The organism is Pseudobutyrivibrio sp. AR14 (assembly GCF_900101325.1).
Classification (GTDB): Bacteria; Bacillota; Clostridia; order Lachnospirales; family Lachnospiraceae; genus Pseudobutyrivibrio.
Window position 1 is genome coordinate 12,323 of sequence record NZ_FMUY01000003.1, and the last position, 17,327, is coordinate 29,649.

Annotated in this window: 21 protein-coding genes; all 21 read left to right on the forward strand. The window is 35.1% G+C overall.

All coding sequences use genetic code 11. The annotated features are described in order from the left end of the window. Window positions 1-106 precede the first annotated feature (106 nt). The 21 genes from BLP50_RS03410 to BLP50_RS03510 all read left to right on the forward strand — a co-directional run bounded on the left by BLP50_RS03410 (window position 107) and on the right by BLP50_RS03510 (window position 17,283). Window positions 107-1,015 (forward strand): hypothetical protein, encoded by a 909-nt coding sequence (locus BLP50_RS03410; RefSeq protein WP_090151047.1) that lies wholly within the window; start codon window positions 107-109, stop codon window positions 1,013-1,015. A gap of 30 nt (window positions 1,016-1,045) precedes the next feature. Beyond that, window positions 1,046-2,020, forward strand: a complete 975-nt coding sequence (locus tag BLP50_RS03415) for a hypothetical protein (protein WP_090151049.1) — start codon at window positions 1,046-1,048, stop codon at window positions 2,018-2,020. Between the two features lie 10 nt (window positions 2,021-2,030). Then, a complete protein-coding gene (locus BLP50_RS03420) occupies window positions 2,031-2,501 on the forward strand; it encodes a hypothetical protein (RefSeq protein WP_090151052.1) in 471 nt (156 codons plus the stop codon). Between the two features lie 24 nt (window positions 2,502-2,525). After that, window positions 2,526-2,975, forward strand: coding sequence for a hypothetical protein (locus BLP50_RS03425; protein ID WP_090151054.1), 450 nt, complete (start codon window positions 2,526-2,528; stop codon window positions 2,973-2,975). A 121-nt stretch (window positions 2,976-3,096) separates the two neighbouring features. Continuing rightward, window positions 3,097-3,990 carry a hypothetical protein gene (locus BLP50_RS03430; protein ID WP_090151057.1) on the forward strand — a complete coding sequence of 298 codons (894 nt, stop codon included), beginning with the start codon at window positions 3,097-3,099 and terminating at the stop codon, window positions 3,988-3,990. 31 nt (window positions 3,991-4,021) lie between these two features. After that, the gene (locus tag BLP50_RS03435) at window positions 4,022-4,708 is read left to right on the forward strand and encodes a hypothetical protein (protein ID WP_090151060.1); all 687 of its coding nucleotides are present in this window, start codon (window positions 4,022-4,024) and stop codon (window positions 4,706-4,708) included. Next, window positions 4,698-6,209, forward strand: coding sequence for an Mbeg1-like protein (locus tag BLP50_RS03440; RefSeq protein WP_090151063.1), 1,512 nt, complete (start codon window positions 4,698-4,700; stop codon window positions 6,207-6,209). Before BLP50_RS03435 ends, BLP50_RS03440 begins: the two co-directional genes overlap by 11 nt. Before the next feature lie 27 nt (window positions 6,210-6,236). Next, a complete protein-coding gene (locus BLP50_RS03445; protein WP_090151067.1) occupies window positions 6,237-6,785 on the forward strand; it encodes a SecY-interacting protein Syd in 549 nt (182 codons plus the stop codon). Between the two features lie 30 nt (window positions 6,786-6,815). Beyond that, a complete protein-coding gene (locus BLP50_RS03450; RefSeq protein ID WP_143001113.1) occupies window positions 6,816-7,361 on the forward strand; it encodes a SecY-interacting protein Syd in 546 nt (181 codons plus the stop codon). 2 nt (window positions 7,362-7,363) lie between these two features. After that, window positions 7,364-8,059, forward strand: a complete 696-nt coding sequence (locus BLP50_RS03455) for a hypothetical protein (RefSeq protein WP_090151074.1) — start codon at window positions 7,364-7,366, stop codon at window positions 8,057-8,059. 114 nt (window positions 8,060-8,173) lie between these two features. Beyond that, on the forward strand, window positions 8,174-8,728 hold the full coding sequence (locus BLP50_RS03460; RefSeq protein WP_143001114.1) for a hypothetical protein: 555 nt from the start codon (window positions 8,174-8,176) through the stop codon (window positions 8,726-8,728). 169 nt (window positions 8,729-8,897) lie between these two features. Continuing rightward, on the forward strand, window positions 8,898-9,176 hold the full coding sequence (locus BLP50_RS03465) for a hypothetical protein (protein WP_090151082.1): 279 nt from the start codon (window positions 8,898-8,900) through the stop codon (window positions 9,174-9,176). Between the two features lie 28 nt (window positions 9,177-9,204). Further along, on the forward strand, window positions 9,205-10,431 hold the full coding sequence (locus BLP50_RS03470; protein ID WP_090151085.1) for an ATP-grasp domain-containing protein: 1,227 nt from the start codon (window positions 9,205-9,207) through the stop codon (window positions 10,429-10,431). A gap of 38 nt (window positions 10,432-10,469) precedes the next feature. Beyond that, window positions 10,470-11,645, forward strand: coding sequence for an ATP-grasp domain-containing protein (locus BLP50_RS03475; RefSeq protein WP_090151088.1), 1,176 nt, complete (start codon window positions 10,470-10,472; stop codon window positions 11,643-11,645). A 160-nt stretch (window positions 11,646-11,805) separates the two neighbouring features. After that, window positions 11,806-12,240, forward strand: a complete 435-nt coding sequence (locus tag BLP50_RS03480) for a MarR family winged helix-turn-helix transcriptional regulator (RefSeq protein WP_090151091.1) — start codon at window positions 11,806-11,808, stop codon at window positions 12,238-12,240. 41 nt (window positions 12,241-12,281) lie between these two features. After that, window positions 12,282-12,767, forward strand: coding sequence for a GNAT family N-acetyltransferase (locus tag BLP50_RS03485; protein ID WP_242869210.1), 486 nt, complete (start codon window positions 12,282-12,284; stop codon window positions 12,765-12,767). 70 nt (window positions 12,768-12,837) lie between these two features. Beyond that, entirely contained in the window at window positions 12,838-13,560 is a 723-nt protein-coding gene (locus BLP50_RS03490) for a DUF5714 domain-containing protein (protein WP_090151094.1), read from the forward strand. Window positions 13,561-13,628: 68 nt separating this feature from the next. Next, window positions 13,629-14,615, forward strand: a complete 987-nt coding sequence (locus BLP50_RS03495; RefSeq protein ID WP_090151097.1) for a radical SAM protein — start codon at window positions 13,629-13,631, stop codon at window positions 14,613-14,615. Between the two features lie 18 nt (window positions 14,616-14,633). Further along, entirely contained in the window at window positions 14,634-15,605 is a 972-nt protein-coding gene (locus BLP50_RS03500) for an ABC transporter substrate-binding protein (RefSeq protein ID WP_242869211.1), read from the forward strand. A gap of 18 nt (window positions 15,606-15,623) precedes the next feature. Continuing rightward, window positions 15,624-16,433 carry an ABC transporter permease gene (locus tag BLP50_RS03505; RefSeq protein ID WP_176753665.1) on the forward strand — a complete coding sequence of 270 codons (810 nt, stop codon included), beginning with the start codon at window positions 15,624-15,626 and terminating at the stop codon, window positions 16,431-16,433. Between the two features lie 22 nt (window positions 16,434-16,455). Next, window positions 16,456-17,283, forward strand: a complete 828-nt coding sequence (locus tag BLP50_RS03510) for an ABC transporter ATP-binding protein (protein ID WP_090151103.1) — start codon at window positions 16,456-16,458, stop codon at window positions 17,281-17,283. Window positions 17,284-17,327: the final 44 nt, after the last annotated feature.

Here is a 17,327-nt window from a genome sequence, read left to right on the forward strand (position 1 = left end):
TATGTACAATATAGTTTCGAATTGTTACAATCTATAATGATGTGCGTTACAAGATGAAACTGAAATAATAAATTTTTTTATAGAGAGAAATATAGTGAGGTATGTTATGGAGACTATAACAAGGGATGAGTTAAAAGAATTAGAAGGAAGAACACTTCGAATAGTTACTATGAATGGCGGCTTACTTAGAAATAGAGACAGTGCTTTTTTTGCAGCACTTAATGATGAGGAGGCACAAGCTTTCTGTGAAACAGTTAGAAGTGAATTGCCGGAAGGAGAATACGAGTTTTCAACAGTTGGTTTTGAAGTACCGGACATATCATATTTTAGTTTACTGTTTGATAATAACTATCCGGGTTTTGAAATTGTAAATTTGGGATTCTTTGCAGCGGCGGATCTTTTATACGAGAAAAGAAGAGATGTGGTTGCAAAAATTCAGAGAATGTACGATGGAAGTAAATGCCTATATGTAGCACTCACCGAAGAAGGCAAGGCAATAAGTCAGCCAGTTGGCAATACTCACGCGACAATATCATTTTTTACCAAGGAGGAAGATGCTAGAGCCATTGCAGAAGCGGGAGTTGGCGAGCATACAATTGAAAGATGGATTACTAATCCACCTCTTGATACAACAGTTTTCACAATCGACGGCGAGGTTGTATATGGTTGGGAGATTATAGAAGCTGCCAATAATGTATGGAAGCAGTTCCTAGTTGGAACAGAGAAGCTTAAGAGTCTGGTTGGTGGAAAGGAACTTCATATTCTGGCAGCTGATGATGACTCTGGAGCCATCATGAGATGCCAGGGATTGCCAATTTTGTTTGCTACAGAAAAAGCTCTAAAGGAATTCGCAGATTTGAACAAAGCCCAGATGACACATGAGTTTTTCGATATGACAGTGTCAAATGCCGATGGAATTCAAATGGTAGTTGATAACAGTAAATACACATTCATCGACAACGATGAGGGCAGATTTGTTTGTCACAGCGATGATTTAATCAAGATGTTAGCGTAGCTGAGTTATGAAAAAGGCGGGTGAGAAGTTATGAATGAATCAATGGCAAACCAGGCGTATGCTACACAAGGACCACGTATTACAAATATAGGTTTAGATAAATCGTACGCAGGGCATGACAGATTTCAAAATGGAGTATTAGATAGAAATCAAAAAGTTACACTGTATGCTGCAGGTTGGACAGAAGACTGGGCGAGTCAAGAAAACGCTAGTGGATTTTTTACAGATAAAGCGACAATTGATAGTTGTTTACATAATGGTGTGTTAAATACAAATGAATTAGATGGAAAGCTTCAGACAAAATTGTCTAAGTTTAACGCTAATTCAGGAAAGATACAGGCTCATTCACATGTTTCAGCTTATGATGTTGATTTCAATAAGCTTGATTCGTTAAAAACAGATAATCCAAAACTATATGAAAAGTTAACTGCCCCAGATGGAAAACCATCAGGAGAAATAAAGGTTGCTTACGGTGAAGTATATGGAAATGAGCAGCATGGCCCAGGCGGAGGACATCAATATTATCTTAATCCGAATACTTTCAGAGAGGCTATAAAAGCTGGGGTATTTAAACATAACCCTGATGAGTCATATAGTGTTGAGCGAGGTAAGGGATATAATGAAATCTCGCGAAAGGATATGACACCACAAGAATATAAACAATTGCAAAAATCACGAAGATATGAAGCTACAGAAAGATGGAATAGCATAAATCAGCAATTGAAAAAGGAGCGGGATGCCAATGGAGTTAATGTTGCAGACCAAAATAATCAATTTGAGAATAAGCCGAATAGGGGCTTTGTAGCAAGGCCAGATCTTACATATGGTTATTCGAAGCAAACAATTCAAGAAGCGACAGTGATTCAAGACAGTGCAGATATTAATACAGCTATTTCTAATACAGAACCTAAAACTGTTGTTGGAAAAGAAATAGTACGGCAGAATACAGCAGTACAAACCGTTGAGGCAAGAAAACCAGCAGCTGGGAGAACGCAGAAACGTTGAGGAGGTTAAAATGAATATATCAAAAAAAGAAATTGTTTTTGATAATGGCTTAACCATTGATATAGATGATTCTTTTGAAACATTATTAAATAAATTCAGAAAAATAGAAGCACTGGATGTAGAGGAAAGTAAATACATTAGTTTCGAATCTGATGATATGGTAAGCAATTATCTTGCTGATGTAACTATTTATTATTTCAAAGGGAAAATCGATGAGGTAGAAATTGATTTTGATTTACATGAATATGCCAATAAAGAGTTTAAAGATTATGCAGAATTCATGGAAAGCAATAAAAGATTTTTAAATGAATTGAAGGAGTATGTTTTACGGCAGTTTTCTGGATGTACAGTAATAGGTGATAATGATAATTCAATCACAATTGCAGTAGACAGCCTGTTATTAGGTGTTACAACAGGACGTGAATTTGAAGATGTTGTTATGCACATTACGTCAAAAGACAATCCTTCTATTGAATATTAAATTTTTCCATAGTAGGAGAAAGCAATGAAGCTATCAGGTAAAACAATAGAATTTGATAATGGCTTAGCATTTTCAATTGATGATACTTTTGCAGAAACTCTTAAAAAAGTTGAATCGTTGGAACATGATTATGAGGAGCGTGTATTTATAAGCTTTAAATGCCATGATGCAGTGAAAAATATTCCGACTAACGTAGCTTTATGTTTCTACGATGATGTGGATGGTATCACAGAAATAGATATGAGATTTGAATCATCCGAATATGCAGGTAAGAAATTTAATGATTTTAATGAAGCAGTTGGATTTAACAAAAAACTGTACCAGGAAGTAAGAGCTTATTTGCTCGAGCAAAAACTGGGAAATATTACAGAGGATGATGAAAAGTATTTAGGAATAAAAACAGACACATTATTCATTGGCCTAGCAGCAGGCCGAAGCTTTGAACAGGTAAAACTGAATATTAGTTTAATATAAAAAACGGGCAGAAATGATTAAATAAACGTCACAATCGTGACACACGGGTGAGCATAAAAAATACTAGGGGATTGAAGTTAATGAAGTTATGAACAAATTGGTTTAAGAAAGGATAATTGTAATGGGAGTTTACTCAGAAAAATCAACAAGCAGGGGAGCGGGGTTTGATAATTCTGATGTAGCATATAGTGCTATCGGTATGGAAAATGTCATAGAGGCAAATGAGCAGGTTAGAAGAATGTACGATGAGGTTGAAACTATCGTTTACTTTACTTGCGCAAATGTTGCAGCTGCCCGTATTCGTGATAAGTCAAGTCTATACAACACATTTAGTAGAGATGAGTTAGATGCATTATTGTTCTACTGCATGGATGCTTATAGAAAGCTGAAAGACAGAAGACCATTTGATGGTTCATCACCATTTGAAGTGTATGTAACAAAGTTTGTATTGCCAACTGGTAGACAGCTTTATGCAAAAAGTAAGCAGACTGACAATGATCACTTAGTATCTACATCCACAAGAAAAAGCGGAGAAAAAAGCTATTACGGTACAAATGGTAAGATGGTTCAGTTTACATCTTATGAATATTTAGAGGATGTAAATGAAGGCAATAGCTTTGTCGATGAGAGCTCAAGGGGATTCGAGGACATGATCATCAATAAAGTTGATGCTGAAAATGTTAATCTCGACAAGAATTTGATTTCAAAGCTAGACAAGATTCATCCATTATTAAAAATCGTATTCAATATCTGGATGGAAGATTGCTCAAATGGATTTGTGCCATTTTATAAATATCTTTCCGATGTTCGTGTTTTAAAATGCGCATCTAAGGATGAAAAATGTGCGAAGTACGTGCTGACTAATCCAGAGGGTGAAAAATATATTAATCCTAGTACAGCATCTAAATTGCTTTATAAATTCCAAAAATTGTTGTCTAGAGACGATATTTCTGAAATAATCAGATTTGGATATAGTGCACAGGTTAATCCGTATTTACGATACATGATTGGCTAATGCGATTAAGCATAAATTGGAGAGGTTATTTATGAGTTTATTTAAAAGCCATAAACTAAATGAAAGACAGTGTGAGATTTTAGCATGCAAGAATCTTCCTACAAAATGGGGTAAGCTATCATTTACTCAGAGAGAAGCGATTGCAGCAATCGAGGAGATGCTGCAGTATGTGGAGGCAAAATATAATAAAAAGTTTTGCTACAACGGATATACTGCCAAGAATGCATTGTTTGGAGATGAGGAAGCTCTATTCACCTATGCTGAGGGAGATGACCCAGCCACATCTACATTTTCAGTGGAAAGAACAGAAGATGGATTTACAGATGGCTATGCATGGGTAACTCAGGCCCCTATAGTTCAGGCAGATATTGAAAAGCGTTTTGGAAAAATATTTGCTGGGGAGACCTACAAGATATTTGCTGAAATTACAGGTGTTGCAGATGACGGACATGTGAAAGCAGTAGATATATGTATGTATATCGAAAATACAAGCGAAGAGAAAATTGAAAAATCAATGGATTTAGTTGTGAAAGAAATAGATGGTGACAAAATCGACTATGACTTTTTACTGTATTGGCTAAAGGATGATATTCTGCCAAAGATGGACAAGAAAAATCATCAAGATTGTTTTGAAGGAGAAGATATCAATGGTATGTATTCGAGCAACAGAATATATATCAGGGATGCAGAACGCGGGTGGGTAAAATATGACAGATGAAAAATTAGCGGTATTAGACCACGTTCCATATATAGATAAATATGTGCTACAAGCAGCTGGTATAAATCGAGAAATATTACCCCTGCGTAATAATAGGCCATTAGGCGAGAGTATGCTTGTTTTCGATGATAAAGCAATCCAAAACCTCAGGGATGTGGGAGATAAAAATGTCCAGGGAGCCTACATCTCTGGTAATGAATGGGCTGATATTATCGAGGGGATAAAAAATGATCCAGAGTTAAGTAAGTTAGAAATTATCGGCAGCCAGCAGTTAGAGACCTCTGACCATAGAAGGTACAATTTAAATATTGCCTACGAAGATCCACAGACAAATCAATGTATTATTTCATATAAGGGAACATCAGGTAAAAATGAATGGGAAGACAACGTACATGGGCTAGTTGAATCAGACACACAGTCCCAGACAGAGGCGTTGGCTTTTTTTGATAAATATGCCAGTAAGGAAAAATATAAAGATGTTATAGTGACTGGACATTCAAAAGGAGCCAACAAGGCAATGTACTCAACCATTGTTTCGGAGAATGCGGGCAAGATATCAAAGTGTGTTGCATTTGATGGTCAGGGTTTTTCTAATTACTTTATGGATAAATACGCAGATAAGATAGATGATAATGGTTCCAAAATAACAAATTATTTTGCAAAAAATGATTTTGTAAATGTTTTGATGAAGCAGGTTGATAATTCTAAACAGATTCCATGTGAGCAATATGGAATTTCTAGTCCGGGCGAATTTCATAGCCCAAATTCCATTTTTATGCGAGATGAAAAAGGCAGGATTCCGGTAGATGAAAACAATAATAAGGTATTTTCATTTAAGCAGCTGGACCAGAAAAATGAAAACATGGAATTAATTAGAGATTTCATATCATACACAATGGACCATGCTGATAAAAAGGAATTGCAGAGAATATCAGACTACATTGCGCCATTGGCTGGCGAAGCAATTGGCGTGGAAAATCCTAGCAAATTGAAAGTAGGACTCAATGCAATAAAAGATCCTGGGGCAGTTCTAAAATTCAGAAAGATAATGAGTGACTTTGCAAAAGAGAATAACGTTTCCAAGGCCCAGTTTGATGCAGTCCTTGACCAGTTCAAAGTCGATGAAAAAGGAGCACAGACAATCGATAAGGCAAAAAATATTGTTCACGGAGTAGACTTTATTGCAACACCTTTTGTCCAGATGACACCGTATGAAAAGGCTGATAATAGGCCGGCGCGGGAAAAGGCAAAAGTAAAGAATGATGAGCAACCAACCAGTTCTACCAAACTTGGTGAACGAAATGCCGCTTCCACTAGCAAGCAGGCTAGCGAAATATCCAATAAAAATGAATCTGGTTACAGAACTACACCAATGAGTAGTGGTGATAAAGTAAGCAAAGAATCATATTCGGATATTAAGAGCATATCGAATGGTAAAGAAAAACAAAAGAATGATTCAAATATAAATGTGCAAGGTCAAAAGAGAAGAATGGCACAATAAATATTTTTTAAATAAAAGAAGAATGAAATGATAATGAAAGAAGCGTTTGATATATTCTTTGAAAAATTGAATAGAGTATATGAAGAGGAGTTTGGGACCAAACCTATGATACCTTACTCAGAAAAATGGAACAGGGATTTATTAGTATCGGAACCTGACGATGAGGGATATGTTGAATGGGAGCCAAAGCTTCAGACAGAAACTATTGGTTGGGCTAGTATAGAAGATGGCTTGGGCTTTAAAATCTGCGAAGAATTAAAAGCGTTTTATTCTACATACTCGTTTGCTCAGTTAGATGGCGATTATAAGAAAATATCTCTGTGTTTTGACTCGGTAAATTTGGAGGAAAATGTTACTGAAACTATATTGGGAGCATATGAAACAGCTCAGTATTTATTTTCGGGTGAAGAAGTTTTTGTATTGGGTATGGCTGAATTAAATGGCGATGATGGTTATACCATATATTTTGATAATAAAAATAGAAAATTGTTTTGCTATGAAGATGACACCTATAAAACAATAGAATTTAATGAATCGCTTACCGAAGTTATAGGAGGAATGGAGGCGACAATATAATAAGTGAAAAAATGGAGGAAAAATGAGGCTATGATAAATAATGCTTTAGAGAGTTATTTTAAAAAATTAAATGTTTTTTTTGAGAATGAGTTTGGTTCATTGCCAACTGTGAGCTATACAGATAGGTTAAACAAGAAATTGGTTGTTTCAGAGCCAGATGAGGATTATGAAGTGGAATGGCAACCTAAGGAACAAGCAGAAAATATAGATTGGAATGAAGTTGAGGAAAAATTAGGTTTCACTTTATGTGAAGAATTGAAAAACTATTATTCCGCATATTCATTTTTGATGATGGCGGGAGATTATAAAAAAGCATATTTGGATTTTACACCAATAGATGCAACTGAATCCGTGGTTGATACTATAAAAAAAGCGTATAGGGATGGTAGCTTTTATTTCCCAAATAAGCAGGTGCTGTTAATTGGTGGCGCTGAAATAGGAAATAATGATGATTATTTTATCTTCTATGATAATGAAACAGGTAAAGTGTTTTGTCTTGACGATGATACTAAAAAAGAAGTGGCTTTAGCAGATACATTGGAAGAGATAATAGCTGAAATGGAAGCGGGAATTTAGTTATGAAAATTGAAGTATATGAAAATATTTCGGATAAAGAAATAAACGCAGTTCGTACAACAAAAGATGGTGAAAAATTTAGACTTAATCATTCAGAAGAACTCGTTAAAGACATGAAATATAAGGGGCCCCAAAAATCAAATACTAATTCGCAGGGCTGGGAAAGAAATCCCAATTATTATTTTAAGCAATTATTAAAGGATCATCCGGAATATTTCAACAAGAAAAACAAGTATAGAATAGAACACAATAAGGTGCCTAGAGTGAATAGCAAATGGATTGAGCACTTCCCAGAACATAAAGATTTTGATGGACAACAGCTAATTCATCATCACATAGGTGGAGATGGACAAGCTGTGGCTCTGCCCAAAGGACTGCATAAAGGTAGTGGTGGCATCCATGTAGATGAAAGAAAACTTGGCATTACAGCTAACGCCAAGGAATACTCCAGCCTCTGCGCTGATATCACAAAGAATCATCCAGAGATGGAAGGAAAAACAAGTAAAGAGTTTAGGCAGTACATAAAAGACAATAAGATTATAGCTAAAGAAGGCCAAGGAGTGACATCCAAGCCATATGAACCTATTAGTGATAAGAATAGCAGGGCGAATGATAAACGAATTAGACCACAGATACAGGCGCGGGAACAGCATGCTAAGCAAACGCTTAATATGAGGAGAGGACGCACTATTAGTTAGAAACGGCAAGAGGAAAACTTTATTCAAAACTTCAATAACAATAGCATATACCCTATTGCTGTTATGTGAAAAAATGTAATATAATATTTGCTATAAACAAAGAGGGGCGGCATAATGAGTTATTACTATAAGGGATTATCTAAAGACGAGTTTCTAGCAAATCTATACATACATGTTAATAAAAAATCACCATCTTCGCAGGGGTTGTCTAATTTAGCAACTATAGACTTCTATCAATATACAGGGCTGTTTTATTACTATAACGCCTACCAACGATTTGACATATCAAAAGATATCATGGAATATTTTGATCTTACAATAGAAGAGATGCTTATGGCGGTTAATGACAATACTGCTGATGATTTTGTGCTTATTCCTATGGATAAGTATGGTGCATATCAGCTGATAGATAAAAATGGTGACAGTGTAGAGCGTATCCTTGTTAATGCTCAAAAACTTGATACGTATTTACGTACTATTGATCAGGGATTTGGCATCGAGTTATATCCAGTGAAATATAACAAATGGATTGTCATACCTGCATCTGTCTCAGAGGATGATGAATTTGTAAATGAGTATAGAAGCTTCATCAGAGATTTGAGCTCTGATCAGATTAAGCATTTTTATTTCATTGATTCAACAGGAGAAATAGAAGAATCACAATTTTAATTTTGATACATAATTGAATATGTACTGTAGACCATGGATTTGTCCATGGTCTTTTTTTGTCCAAAAAATATTAAAAGTTGCTTTATTCAATAGATGAGAAAAATAATAGTTGCAAAATGCAACGACTATGTGTAGAATTGGTTTAACAATTTAAAGGAGGAAAGTAAAAATGGAAGAAATTAAAAAGAAACAAGAAGAATTAATGGCTGAAGTGTTTGAGAGCACAAAACTCAGTGACAAGGAAAAAGCACTTATTTCATTAACAGTATCAATCCTTAGTAATGATAATGACGCATATAAAAATGCGTGTATGCTTGCAAAACAAAGTGAGTATACTAATTGCCAAATCGAGTATGTTTCTTATTTGGTATCAATGCTTCAAACGGGTAGAAACATTAAGATGGTAGCCAAAAAGGAGAGCTGCTGTTCTTCAGAAAGGTGCTGTTAAGCAATGGAACTAGTATAGGAGGTCAAAGTTGAAAGAAGCGCTTGTCTTTGTAGGTTATTTAGAAGAAGTATTTTCTGAATGTAAGAATTTTGATGAATTTGAAATTATACTAATCGCAGAGAAACAACCTCAGATAAAAGCAGATATTAAGCTAGATAAAGTTTTTATTGTTTCTGACTATACCTGTAAGGAATGTATTTCAGAGGTAATAGACAAGATTAATAAAGAATTCAAAATTAGATCAATATATGCAAATGTTGAATGGGCTGTTAATGTCTGTGGGTATATAAGAGATAAGTATAACATTGAAGGTATAGATGAAGATACGGCTATTCTAACTCGAGATAAATATAAGATGAAGCAGAGATTCCACGAAGGAGGAATTAAAACTGCTGAAGTAAGTCTATTACAAGAAAAAGAAGATGCTAGAAAATTCGCAGAGGCTTATGATTTTCCAGTTGTTGTTAAACCAAGAAACGGATCTGCTACGGTAAACACATTTTTAATTAAAAATGAATCGGAGTTGGATGCTTCTCTAGACAGAATTGGAGATGCACTGGAAAAGTTTATTATTGAATCATTTAACCCAGGAGAAGAATATCATTGTGATTCAATTGTGGTTAATGGAGAGGTGTGCTTTTCATCTGTTGGTAAATACTATACTAATTGCATAGATACTGTTACTACAGAAAAGCCTGTAGCTGCCGTTATATTTCCTGACACATCAAACAATCATATAGTGGACAAAATTAAAGAGCTAAACAGAAAAGTTATAAAGGTTTTGGGAATAAAGACAAGCGTATGCCATCTGGAGGTGTTTGAAAATAATGGAGATTTAGTTGTAGGCGAAATAGCATCTCGTTTAGGCGGTGGACCTCTGATAGGACGTGCTATTGAGAGTGCATATGGAATTAATATGTACAAGAAATTTATTGAACTTGGGCTGTCAGAAGATTTAGATGTTGATATTTCAAAACATCAGTATAGTGGTTATGTAGCGCTTCCATATAAAAAAGGAACTATTCGTAAGATTTCCCAAGCGGAAGATTTTGATGAAATAAAGCTTGATACCATTCGTATTAATTATAAGGAAGGAGATGTTATTTCTCAAAACAGAAATACTGCTTGTAGAACTGGATATGCAATAGTACATGGTGATTCTTATGATGAAGTAAAGGATGAGTTAATACATATTTACACAACATTTGACCTTCAGATGGAAGAACCAAAGATAAATCTATTTAGCATATTTTAGAGAAGACAGTTTTGAGACTATGACTAAATTATGGGGATATGAGTTACATAATTATTGTTAAGCCATTGTTTGAAGGAAGAGAAATTTTGGCTGCCAATGAAATTGGATATAAGACTATTGTAATTGGCGACAATCTAAATATAGAGCATGTCATGAATGCTGATGTGCCTATTGAAATGGATATGTCAAATATAGAATCTGTAGTAAAGAAAATCAGAGAGCTAGAAAGTAAATATTCAATAGAAGGAATAATTACATTAGCCGAAGATTACATAGAACGAGTTGCATATATTAGGAGCAAGGAAAATATAGGTAACGGCCCTAGTTATGAGGCTATTCAAAAGTGTAAACATAAAGAACAACTTAGAGAGGCTTTATGTGGGTATCCCTCTTTAGCTCTGAAATATGCAGTCATAAAACAAGGCGAGGTTAATTACAATATTGACCAGCTTGAATATCCAATAATCATTAAGCCTTCCTCTGATACAGGAAGTAGGAATATTTATTTATGTAATAATGAGGATGAAGCAAGAAAAGCAATTGAGCACATTCAAAACAGAGTAGAGCAATTTGATATTTTAGTTGAAGAATTCGTTGATGGTAACGAATATAGCGCAGAAGTGTACATCACAACTGGAGAAGTAAATATTGTAGCTTTGACAGAAAAAAAGGTACTTTCGGTTGATAATCCTGTTGAGATAAGTCATACAATACCGGCTGCTATCGATAACGAACAATTTGATGAAATACAACAAATGATAAAAGAAGTTGTAAAGATAATCAATATTGACGATGCTGTAATACATGTAGAGTTCAAATTGTCTACAAAAGGACCAAAAATAATAGAGGTAAATGGAAGACCTGGTGGTGATAACATATGTAGCTTGGTCAAATATTCTACAGGAATGGATTTAGTGTATATTGCAGTTTGTTTATCCCTCGGAAGATATGATTTATGTAAAAAGACTTCGGAACCAATGGCTGAGACGGTGGGCATTAATTTCTTTTATTCACAGAAGGATGGCACGGTTAAGGCCTTTGATGAGGAAAAACTTAAACATAATAACAAGGTTCTCACATACAAAATGTACCAAGATGCGGGAGATTGTATTAAAAGGACAGTAGATAGTTTTTCCAGATTAGGTTATTTTATATCGCTAGATATGGATGCTGAAGAGCGTAATAAAATAATGAAAATGGTAGAGGTAATTTGATGAGAAAATTACTTGGCAGGTTAATGAATTGCTGCATTAATATTTGAAAAGGACTAAATGTATTTATTATATCGTTCACTTGTTTGGCAAGTATGATATTGGCTATAATCAAGTGTATTAAAACAAATTGTAGCTTAAGAATTGCACAAGGAGAAGAGGTATGAATTATACAAAAAAATTTAGAGAAAATGTTAGGCAATTAGAATTTCTTTTAGACGGTGTCAATGAAGAGGATTGTTGCTGCTGTAGCGTGAATAAACAGCAGTGCTTTGCTTTGGTTGAAATAGGAAGAGCTCCAGGTATATCTTTGAAAGAACTGGCGGATAAAATTCGCACTGATAAAAGTGCGGTTAGTCGAACTGTTGATGATTTAGTAAGAAATGGGTATGTGGTTCGCAAACCATCAGAGATTGATAGAAGATATGTGGAATTAAGCCTTACTGAGATTGGCAGTGCTCAATTTGAAAAAATTGAAAAGTCTATGGATGAAAAGTTTTCAAATATCTGCAGTAACATACCGAGCGACAAGCAAGAACAAGTATTAGAATCATTGGAGCTAATCAATTTAGCTTTAGAAGCATCTAAGAACCTCTAAGTAACAGAGTAGATATTAAAAAGGTAAAAAGGGTATTTCTTATGATTAGAGAGATGAGATGTGAAGACTGGAACAGAGTTAAGGACATATACCAGCAGGCATTAGACAGAGGAATTTCTACATTTAATACTCAGTGCCCATCATTTGAAGAATGGGATGTAGCCCATTGTAAAGAATGCAGATATGTGTACGAGGAAGATGGCATCGTATGTGGATGGATAACTATAGCACCTATATCAGGCAGATGTGTCTATAAAGGAGCGGTGGAAGTCAGTGTTTATGTAGATGAAGCATGGCAGAATAAGGGAATAGGAACAGCTCTTTTATCTCATCTATGTTCTGAAAGTGAAAAGAATGGTTATTGGAGTCTATATTCCGCTATTTTCTCAATAAATGAGAGTAGCATTAAATTACATGAAAAATGCGGCTTTAGAGTTATTGGCACCAGAGAAAAAATAGCAAAAGATAAATATGGAATTTGGCAAGATACAACTTTAATGGAAAAAAGAAGTCAAAAGATAGTATAAGGGTTGTTCTTGTAATAAAAGTATTATTGCTATGCTAACTTCCGATGGTTACTAGATTAAGGAGAAGAAAATGATTGCAGGAAGATGTTTAGTATGTGGCGGTAAACTTATCGATCATGTAAATAGTATAGAAGTCAAATGTGAAAAATGTAATAAAATCGCAAGAACCAATATTGTTTGTGAAAACAATCATTACTTGTGTGACAGATGTGCACATGAAGAGGTGCTGTCAAAAATTAATAAAATGGTTCCTACCATGACATCCGCAAATCCTATTGATATAGGTGAAGAATTGATGATGAAATGCGGTATCAGCGGAAACTCTCCGCATGTTATTGTTACAGCGGCATTTCTAACAGCTATTAAGAATCTAAACGGTAGTGTTACAGATGATGAGGTTCTAGAAGGAATTTTCAGGGCAACACAAATTCCGGGAGGATGGTGTGGATACTATGGGGCTTGCGGAGCTGGAATAGCTTTAGGAACAGCTTTTAGCATAATAAAAAAAGCTACTCCTATGAGCGATAAGGAAAGAAGTTTTGCAAACGAAGTTACTTCTGGAGCATTAAAATGTGTGGCTGAATTGGGAGGACCAAGATGCTGTGCATCTTCCGTAAGAAGAGTTTTATCTTACGGTGTTGAAATTGCAAAAGAAGAATTGGGAATTGAATTTCCAAAGGCCGAATCCGATTTGACAGATTGTTGGACTAGAAAGTTCAATCCTGACTGTAAGGGTATTAAGTGTATATATAACCCAATTCATAAAACGGATAAAAATCTGGAGATGGCTTAAATTAGACTAGAACTGGCAAAGGACAAAAGGAAAGGAAAAAGTGTTGAGAAACACTATGTAAAGGGAGAATGAACAACATTATTGAAGTAGCAAAGGAAAAGGCACTTAACAAAAAACCACTTAGCAGAGAAGAGATAATTGAATTATTAAGCATTGATGAAAATAGTGAAGAATGGGATTTATTAGGAAAGGCAGCATTTGAAGTCGCTCAAAAAGTTTCCGATGGAAAGGCATATCTTTGGGGAGCTATGGGTGTAGACTATAAGCCTTGCAATATGAACTGTGATTTTTGTTCACTTGGAGAAGCTTGGAATCTAGTAACTGAGGAAAAGGAATATACAGATGAAGAGATAATTGAAGAAGTTCGAGCATATGTTGAAGAAGGTGTAAGATGGATAGTTCTCAGAACTACTGAGTTTTACAGCCTTGATGTTTTAGCTGAATTAATTAAGAGAATCAGAAGAGAAGTTCCAGGAAATTATGAAATCGGTCTTAATGTAGGAGAGTTCGGAGATGAAAAGGCTAATACATTAAGTCAAATGGGGGTTAACTTTATTTATCATTCTCTCAGATTAGGTGAAGGAAAGGCTACAAGATTTAACCCTCAGGATCGTTTGAATACACTTGGAGCAATAAAAAGATCACCTCTAGATTTGGTTTATCTTGTGGAACCAATCGGTATCGAGCATACCAATGAGGAGATTGCTGATATCTGCCTTAACGCGATTGAACATGATGCAATTGTTACAGGTGCTATGGCAAGAATACCTGTTGAGGGAACCCCACTTGGAAAATATCCTCAGATTTCAGAAAAGAGACTTGCACAGGTAATTGCTGTTACACGTCTAGCATCTGCATATAAGGGAAAAGATATTTGTGTACATCCATTTACAGAAATGGCTGTTCAATTTGGAGCAAATGTAACTGTTATAGAGACTGGCTCAGTTCCAAGAGATAAGTGTGCATGCTTTAGTCAGAAATGGCACAACTTTGATGCCTTCAAAGCAAAATCAATTTTTGAAAGAAATTCATATGTAATGTGTGCATCAAGGTAGTGACAGGAGGTAGAAAAGTTGAAAAAGAAAATTATTGCTCTTATTTTATGTATGGTAATGCTTGTTCCGGTAGGATGTGGTAACAATGGTCGACAACAAAATGCGGATGCTCAAGAGTCAAGCAGTGTTGAATTAAATGTAGGGACATGGAAAACAGCACAGACAATTCAACCCTTTTTGTATGGCGATTACATTGATGATAAATATAGTGTAAATGTTATGCCTTTTACAAATCCTGGAGATATGAAAACAGCATTGTTGGCTGGTAGTTTAGATATGTGTGGAACAACACTGGTTACTGCCATAATGGCAGAGGCTAATGGCGAGCCGGTTAAGATTGTTTGTGGATTATGTAATAAGTGTTCTGCTGTAGTAGTAGGAAAAGATTCAGGCATAGAAACAGAGGCAGATCTCGCGGGAAAGAAGATAGCGTATGTTCCAGGGACAATGCATCATATTCTACTTTTAGATATTCTGAAAAGAAACGGTTTGGATCCTAATAAAGATGTTACATTGGTAAGAATAGATTTCTTTGATATGGGACAGGCTTTAGCAGACGGAACAATAGATGCATTTTGTAGTGGAGAACCATATCCTTCCCAGGCTGTGCTTAACGGAAGCGGAACAATTCTAGAGTATCCATATTTTAAAGAAGGTATAGGTGCTATTAACGCTGTAATGATTACAACAGAGGATAAAATAAAAAATAATCCTGAAATGATTAAAGCTGCAGTTGATGCTCATGTTAAGGCGACAGATATGTTAATGAATGATACTGATGCATGGATAGAAAAGTCTGTTGAATTTGGAAATGATAAGGCGACTTTAGACTATGCGGTTGATAACATGGAATTGTTTTATGAGATTGATGATGAGTTTATAGAACATACAAAAAATCTTGCACAAAAAATGTATGAATTGGGATTGATTGATAATGTTCCTGATGTAGAGCAGATGTTTGATACATCGTTTATTAATGCTGGAAAGTAAAATATGGAAAGACAATGTGTGATAGAACGAATTGCTAGAACAATAAAGGAAAACTGGATCGGGTATATTATTCCAATTAGCATTGTAGTATTATGTACGCTTGTTTCACTTTTTAGCTTTATTCCTGATTATAAATTGCCTTCGATACAAACACTGTTTTATGCCTTTAAGGATTTCTCAGTGGGTTTAGTAAATGATACATCATATTCAAGACAATTATGGCCGAATCTCATTGCCAGTATCGGACGTATATTCAGAGCGTTTATTCTGGCGATGATATTAGGCGTTACTCTAGGGTTTATATCAGGAAGAAATAAGATAATAAGAAAAATGATAGATCCAACTTTGAATGCAATCAGATCTATTCCTGGAGTAGGATGGTTACCTATAGCTATAGTATGGTTTGGAGTTGGAGAAAATAATACATTATTTCTTATGACGTTAGCTACTTTTTTTCCTATTTATCTAAATACTCAATCGGGTGTTCAACAGATTCCAAGGAAAATAGAAAATGCAGGAAAAATGTTAGGGGCAAAAGGAATATCTTTATATAAGGATATTCTATTGCCTGCTGCTTTTCCGTCTATTTTGGTTGGGCTTAGATTGGGGTTTGGAATCTCCTGGTCCTATCTGGTATTAGGTGAAATAACCGGAGTTAATTATGGAATGGGAGCGGTTATGAGCGATGCTAGAATGTTGGGACGAGTCGATATGATAATAGTTTGTATGCTAATTATCGCTTTATTGGGAAAGATTAGTGATGTGTTTTTAGTGAAGTTTGCGAAGGCTATATATCCTAACATGGAATTATCAGTTAAGAAGAGCTAGACAGTATTAATGGAGATTGATAATGAATGATAAACGATTACTATTGTTAAACGATATTAAGTTATCATATTGCGATGTTAATAATTGTCAACTAGATATAATCGATAATATATCATTTTCTCTTTATGAAAACGAAATTATTTCCTTGATTGGTCCAAGCGGATGTGGAAAATCTTCTCTATTGAGGATTGTTTCGGGAGAAGAAAAAAATTATACCGGAATATGTGACTGTAATTTTTCGAATGCGGAAAACAATATGTGCAATTGCGGGTTTCTTTATCAGGATGCGGCATGTTTTGACTGGATGACAGTAAAACAAAATGTAGAATTCGGTCTAAAAATGCGAAAAATGAATAAAAAGGAACGAGAAATAATTGCAAAAAAGTATATTGATTCTGTTGGATTATCAGGTTTTGAAAACTATTATCCTGGAGATTTGTCCGGTGGAATGAAACAGAGAGTTTCTTTAGCTAGATTACTTGTTTTGAATCCGAAATTATTATTAATGGATGAACCGTTTGCCGCATTGGATGCTATGCTCAGGAAAAAGATGCAGCAGTTAACCATGCAACTGTGTAAGAAATACGGACAGTCTATTATTTTTGTGACCCATGATATTGATGAGGCAATCACCGTAGCAGACCGTATTTACGTACTATCGAAAAGACCGACACAGGTACTTAAGGAAATAAAAGTGCCTAAGGAATTAAAAGAAACAGACGGTTATGAAAATGATTTTGCATTCAATAAACTAAAAATGGAAATCATGAATTATATTGATGAATCTACAGAAGTGTATAAAAAATGCATAGCTGAAAATTGTTGTGATGTAAGGAGCAATATAGGCTAGAGCTGAGAGAAGATAATCAATGCTGCTGGGTATATTATCTTTAA